General features: G+C 68.4%; 2 protein-coding genes and 1 pseudogene. 1 reads left to right on the forward strand and 2 read right to left on the reverse strand.

The genetic code is table 11. The features are described 5' to 3' along the window. Together QMX81_RS20770 and QMX81_RS20775 are read right to left on the reverse strand one after the other, a co-directional pair. Positions 1–218: pseudogene (locus QMX81_RS20770) on the reverse strand (VanZ family protein); the annotation flags it as partial. A gap of 1 nt (position 219) precedes the next feature. Then, complete coding sequence (locus tag QMX81_RS20775; RefSeq protein WP_282264360.1) at positions 220–1,404, reverse strand: class I SAM-dependent methyltransferase; 1,185 nt, start codon at positions 1,402–1,404, stop codon at positions 220–222. A gap of 56 nt (positions 1,405–1,460) precedes the next feature. On the opposite strand from QMX81_RS20775, the gene QMX81_RS20780 reads away from it, so the two are divergent. Continuing rightward, positions 1,461–2,198, forward strand: coding sequence for a pteridine reductase (locus QMX81_RS20780; protein WP_121039852.1), 738 nt, complete (start codon positions 1,461–1,463; stop codon positions 2,196–2,198). Positions 2,199–2,283 lie beyond the last annotated feature (85 nt).

Consider the following 2,283-nt stretch of genomic DNA (forward strand, 5'->3'; position numbering starts at 1 on the left):
GCCCAGACCAGGGCCGCGCGACGCTGGTAGATCTGCACGGCGGATGCGGCCAGCAGAAAATACGCGAGGAAGTGCTCGACCTTGTCGCTGTTTTCCGGCAACGGGATCGGCGGCGGCGGGATCAGGCAGACCACGATCGTGCCCAGCACCGCCAGCCACCACAGCGCCAGCCAGAACCGTGGCCAGCGCAGCGGTTTAAGCACGGGTGTCGCCGCCACCTTACAGACGCCAGGTCAGATCGCCGAGTTCGAAGGCGGGTTCGAAATCGACATCGCGCTGGAAGCCCATCACCTGGAAGCGCTCGCCCATCTCGGTCGGCAGCGTCAGCTTTTTCACCTGATCGCGCAGGCGTACGCGGCCGATCTCGTCGGTGCGCGCGTCGGCTTTCTCCAGCAGCGTATCCAGCCCGTTCCCGAGCAGGAAACTGGCCTGCGTGCAGTAACCGGCCAGTTCGAATCCCGCCCCGGTGCCCGACTCGGCCAACGCGGTGAAATCCACCGAGGCGGTCAGGTCCTGCAGGCCCGGCCAGCGGTACAGATCGTTGTGCACGTGGTGGCGATAGAACGCGCGCACCGTGCCGTCGTCGCGGTCGTCCTGGTAATACTCGTTGCGCGGGTAGCCGTAATCGACGAACAACATCGCGCCGCGCTTCAGGCCGCCGGCGATCGCCTGGATCCAGTACGGCAGCTGCGGCAGCAGTTCGGAACGGTACCCATCGGCGAAGGGCTTCTGACGGTAGTGCTCCACATGCCGCACCGCCGCGGTGAGCATCGCATCGGCCGGCTGCGCCCCGCGCACGAAGGCGCCCTGCGCATCCAGTTCGACGGTTTCCTCGTAGACCATGCCATCGCGCGCGAGGAAGCGCGGCGTCGGCAAGGCATCGATCACTTCATTGGCAAACACCATGCCGTCCCAGTCGTCATCGAACGGGCGGTCCAGCCATTCCACCAGGGCGAACACCGGCGGGATCAGCGCCTTTTCCAGGCGCTCGCGCTGGCGCTCGCGCAGGTCCGCGCTGGGCTCCAGGATCGCGTAGCGTTCAGGCAGTGCGTCCAGTTCCAGCATGCGCTTGAGCAGCACTTCGGCGAACGCGCCGCTGCCGCCACCGACTTCCATGAAACGCGCTTCCGGGCCGAGCTGCTGCATTACCGGGGCAATCGCATTGGCCAGGGTCGCGGCGAACAGCGCGCCGATCTCCGGCGAGGTGGTGAAATCGCCGGCGGCACCGAACTTGCTCGCGCCGGCGCTGTAATAGCCCCAACCGGGGGTATACAGGCTCAGCTCCATGAAACGGGAGAACGGCATCGCGCCGCCGTTGGCGAGGATTTCAGCACGCAGCGCCGCAGCCAGCTCGTCGCTGTGGGCCAGGGCGTCGGATTCGGGGGTGGGCAGTGGGGAATGCATGGCGCGGGCGATTGCGGTGACAATGCACAGCATAGCCTGAGCAGGGAGTACCCCCGATGACCGATACCGCGCCCGTGGCGCTGATCACCGGCAGCGCGCGCCGGATCGGCGCGGCCATCGCCCGCCAGTTCCACGCCTGTGGCTGGTCGGTGGTGCTGCATGCCCACACCTCCACCACCGAGCTGCAGCAGATGGCCTTCGACATGGACATGCTGCGGCCGGGCAGCGTGCTGGCCCTTCAGGCGGATCTGCGCGATGCCGATGCCCTGCCCGACCTGATCGACCAGACCGTGGCCCAGTTCGGCCGGCTGGACACGCTGGTCAACAATGCCTCCAACTTCTACCCCACCCTGCTCGGCCAGATCACCGCCGCGCAGTGGGACGACCTGTTCGCGGTCAATGCGCGCGCGCCGCTGCTGCTGGCCCAGGCCGCCGCGCCGCACCTGCGCCGCCAGCAGGGCAGCATCGTCAACCTGACCGATCTGCACGGCACCCAGCCGATGCGCGACCACCCGGTGTACGCGGCCGCCAAGGCAGCCCTGGAAATGGTCACCCGCTCACTGGCGCTGGAGCTGGCGCCCAAGATACGGGTCAACGCGGTCGCCCCTGGGGCCATCCTGTGGCCGGAACAGGGCAAGGACGATTTCGCCCGGCAGGCGCTGCTGGCGCGCACGCCGCTGGCCCGCACCGGCACGGTGGAGGAGATCGCCGAGGCGGTGTACTGGCTGGCCACCGAGGCCGCGTTCGTCACCGGGCACACGCTGCGCGTGGATGGCGGGCGGACGTTGTCGTAAACGCCGATTGCCCCGCCCGGTAGTGCCGGCCGCTGGCCGGCTCCGCATGAACCGAGCGTGGGCGCAGTGCCGGCCAGCAGCCGGC

Origin of the sequence: Stenotrophomonas sp. PS02301 (assembly GCF_029959485.1) — a bacterium.
GTDB lineage: Bacteria > Pseudomonadota > Gammaproteobacteria > Xanthomonadales > Xanthomonadaceae > Stenotrophomonas > Stenotrophomonas maltophilia_Z.